General features: G+C 69.1%; 5 protein-coding genes. 4 read left to right on the top strand and 1 reads right to left on the bottom strand.

The genetic code is table 11. The annotated features are described in order from the left end of the window. On the top strand, positions 1–477 hold a 477-nt coding region (locus tag ACOADB_RS19075; RefSeq protein ID WP_378602005.1), incomplete at its 5' end, for a hypothetical protein. A gap of 39 nt (positions 478–516) precedes the next feature. Here the strand turns inward: ACOADB_RS19075 and ACOADB_RS19070 are convergent. Then, positions 517–978, bottom strand: coding sequence for an SRPBCC family protein (locus ACOADB_RS19070; protein WP_378602002.1), 462 nt, complete (start codon positions 976–978; stop codon positions 517–519). A 195-nt stretch (positions 979–1,173) separates the two neighbouring features. Between ACOADB_RS19070 and ACOADB_RS19065 the strand changes: the two genes are divergently transcribed. From ACOADB_RS19065 to ACOADB_RS19055, 3 genes are all read left to right on the top strand, one after another. Continuing rightward, positions 1,174–1,644: a tRNA (cytidine(34)-2'-O)-methyltransferase gene (locus ACOADB_RS19065; protein WP_378601999.1), complete on the top strand. Its 471-nt coding sequence runs from the start codon at positions 1,174–1,176 to the stop codon at positions 1,642–1,644. Between the two features lie 320 nt (positions 1,645–1,964). Further along, complete coding sequence (locus tag ACOADB_RS19060) at positions 1,965–2,750, top strand: crotonase/enoyl-CoA hydratase family protein (protein ID WP_378601996.1); 786 nt, start codon at positions 1,965–1,967, stop codon at positions 2,748–2,750. Positions 2,751–2,813: 63 nt separating this feature from the next. Then, the coding region (locus ACOADB_RS19055) for a flavin-containing monooxygenase (protein ID WP_378601993.1) at positions 2,814–3,434 on the top strand (621 nt) is incomplete at its 3' end.

Raw genomic sequence — 3,434 nt, 5'->3', positions numbered from 1 at the left:
GCGCTGTTGCGCCACTCCGACGTGACGCGGCGGATGACTGTCCCTGTCTCGGCAGGTCTGCTGACCGACACCGGTGCCTATTTCCGCGCGCTGACGGCCTACCGTGCCGGAGATGTCGGGCCGATCATCCGACAGTTCGTCAACGCGTCGTTCCACGCCGTCGGCAACGGACGTCAGCTGGTCCAGGACCTCGACGCGATCCACCAGTCGTGGACGGAGCGACTGTCCTCGCGTCGCGGCTCCGCGGCCCGGCGCCTGCTGCCGTCCCTGCTCAATCAGCCGGCAGTGAACGTCGCGTACGTCGAGCGTGCCGGCGACGTCGCGCTGTCGGCCGCGCAACGCGCGGTCGAGCAGCTGGAGCAGGCCGGGATCCTGGTCCGCTCGGGCGCGGGCCGACGCAACCGGGTCTGGGTCGCCCCCGAAGTCATCGACGCGCTGGACCGATTCGCAGAGCGGGTCGGGCGGCGGGGGTGGTGAACACCCCCGCCCGGGATGCCCGAACAGTGAGCTACTGGGTCAGTTGTCGTTCTGTACGTCGCCGCGCCATGCGCCGGTCTCGGTGCCCCGGGCCTCGATGAAGTCCTTGAAGCGCTCGAGGTCGCCCTTGACGCGGTGCTCGTCCACGTTGATGGCCGAGCCGACCTTCTCCACGAGGTCCGAGGGCTGCCAGTCGATCTGCACCATCACGCGGGTCTTCGCGTCGTCCAGGCGGTGGAAGGTCACCGCCCCGGCCTGCTTGGTGTCTCCGCCGGTGCTGGTCCAGGCGACGCGCTCATCGGGGTGCTGCTCGGTGATCTCCGCGTCGAACTCGCGCTCGACGCCGGCGACGCTGGTCACCCAGTGCAGGCGCTTGTCGTCGAGCTGGGTGATCGATTCGACCCCGGACATGAACTGCGGGAACGACTCGAACTGCGTCCACTGGTTGTAGGCCGTGCTCACCGGCACGTCGACATCGATGGACTGCTGGATCTGGGTCATCTGACTACCTTCCGTCGGGATTTCGTCGGCCTCCGGCATCCGCTGGAGCGGGCGGGGCGATCGACTGTCCATTCGATGCAGTACCCGTCCCCACCGGACGCAGACGGGCTGCCGCCCGCAGGCTCACCTCCGACGACAAGCCGCCCACGGGAGACGAGGTGACGATCGAGCACGGTCGCCGGGATACCGTGAGCCGTGTTCCATGTGATGTTCCTCGAGCCCCGGATCCCTCCCAACACCGGGAACGCGATCCGGATGGTGTCCGGCACAGGAGCCACGCTCCACCTCATCGAACCGCTCGGGTTCGACCTGTCGGAGCCCAAGCTGAAGCGGGCGGGCCTGGACTACCACGACCTCGCGTCCGTGCAGGTGCACGCCGACCTCGATGCCGCGCTGACCGGCGAGGCACTGCAGTCCTCGAGGGTCTTCGCGTTCACGGCCCATGCGACCCGTTGGTACACCGATGTCGAATTCCGGGCGGGCGACGTACTCCTCTTCGGGCCTGAGCCGACCGGACTGCCCGACGACGTACTGGACCACCCGAGGGTCACCGAGCGGATCCGGATCCCCATGCTGGCGGGCCGCCGGTCGCTCAACCTGTCGAACTCCGCGGCCGTGGTGGCCTACGAGGCCTGGCGCCAGCAGGGATTCCCGGGAGCGCAGTAGCAGGGAACAGGCATGTCTCCTGACGACCACACTCGTTGAGCCACGTCGTGTCTGTCGGTCCGGGCGGCCTGCCCGGATTAACCTCGGAACGTGGCCGACCTGACCGAACCCTGCCCGAACTGCGACACCCTCATGCGCTGGGAGACCTCCCACGAGCGCTGCGACGGATGCGGTTACATCCGGCCGTGCTGTGAAGGCGCTCCCTGCAACTGAGGACCAGGTCCTCGTGCCAGCTGCCGCGATCTCGATGACCTACACAGGAACGAACGGAGTGTCGCGATGACCAACCACGAGCTGGGGCGCCCAACGGTGGTGTCGGCATGAGTGTCCACATCGAACGTCGCGGGGCAGTCACGCTCGTGGTGCTGGACCGGCCCGAGGTGCGCAACGCCGTCGACACCGAGCACGCCCGGGCGCTGTACGACGCCTTCCTGGCGTTCGACGCCGACGACTCGGCCAGCGTCGCGATCCTCACCGGGGCGAATGGCGCGTTCTGTGCCGGTGCCGACCTCAAGGCCGTGAGTGCGGGCACGATGGAGGTCGCACCGCCGACGGGTGAAGCCCCGGAGATCGGGCCGATGGGCCCGACCCGACTCCTGCTCTCCAAGCCCGTGATCGCCGCCGTCGAGGGACACGCGGTGGCCGGAGGGCTGGAGCTCGCGGCCTGGTGCGACCTCCGGGTCGCCGACCCCGACGCAGTGTTCGGCGTGTTCTGCCGGCGCTGGGGTGTGCCGTTGATCGACGGCGGCACGGTCCGGCTGCCGCGCCTGGTCGGGCAGTCCCACGCCCTCGACCTGATCCTGACCGGCCGCCCGGTCGGCGCCGACGAGGCGCTGCGGATGGGCCTGGTCAACCGGGTCTCGGCGCCCGGCAAGGCGCTCGAGGAGGCGGTCGCGCTGGCCGAGCAGCTGGCGGCCTTCCCACAGGCGTGCCTGAGGGCCGACCGGTTGTCGGCGTACGAGCAGGAGGACCGGGCGATCCCCGACGCGATCGCCAACGAGTGGGCTCACGGGTCGCAGGTGCTCCTCGAGGCGATGAGTGGGGCCGGCGTCTTCGCAGCCGGGGCCGGTCGGCACGGCAGCTTCCGGTTCCCGTCGACGCGCTGAAGCGCCATGCTTGGGGGGCCGCACCCTGGAAGCAACTCGTTCGCGGCCGGACCGGGAGTGACCATGACTGAAGCCAAGCACCTGGAAGTCCTCATCGTGGGCGCCGGCTTGTCCGGCATCGACGCCGCGGTGCACATCAGCCGTGCCTTCCCCGCGAGGAACTATGCGGTGCTCGAGCAGCGCGGCGAGCTCGGCGGGACGTGGAGCCTGTTCAAGTACCCTGGCATCCGTTCGGACTCCGACATGTACACGCTGGGCTTCGGCTTTCGCCCGTGGGACGGCAAGAACGCGATCGCCGACGGGGCCGACATCCTGCGGTACCTGCAGGACACCGCGGTCGAGTACGGCGTCGACAAGCGGATCCGGTACCACCGCAAGGCGACCCACTTCGCGTGGTCCTCGGCGGACCAGTTCTGGACCGTCACGGTCGAGAACACCGAGTCCGGCACCACGGAGACGATGACGGCCGACTTCGTCTTCTCGACCAGTGGTTACTACAACTACGAGGCCGGCTACACCCCGGACTGGCCGGGCCTCGAGGACTACCGGGGTGAGGTGGTGCATCCGCAGCACTGGCCCGAGGACCTGGACTACACCGGCAAGAGGGTGGTGGTCATCGGCAGTGGTGCCACGGCGGTCACCCTGATCCCGTCGATGGCCCGCGACGCGGGGCACATCACCATG

This window comes from Nocardioides sp. CPCC 206348, from assembly GCF_048654705.1.
In the GTDB taxonomy this organism is placed as follows: domain Bacteria; phylum Actinomycetota; class Actinomycetes; order Propionibacteriales; family Nocardioidaceae; genus Nocardioides.
Note: the sequence above shows the minus strand (reverse complement) of the source record. Positions and strands in the feature narration are given on the sequence as shown.

Coding starts and splice junctions, on each gene's coding strand:
- ACOADB_RS19060 (WP_378601996.1), top strand. CDS start 1,965: ATGAGTGTCCACATCGAACGTCGCGGGGCAGTCACGCTCGTGGTGCTG.
- ACOADB_RS19070 (WP_378602002.1), bottom strand. CDS start 978: ATGACCCAGATCCAGCAGTCCATCGATGTCGACGTGCCGGTGAGCACG.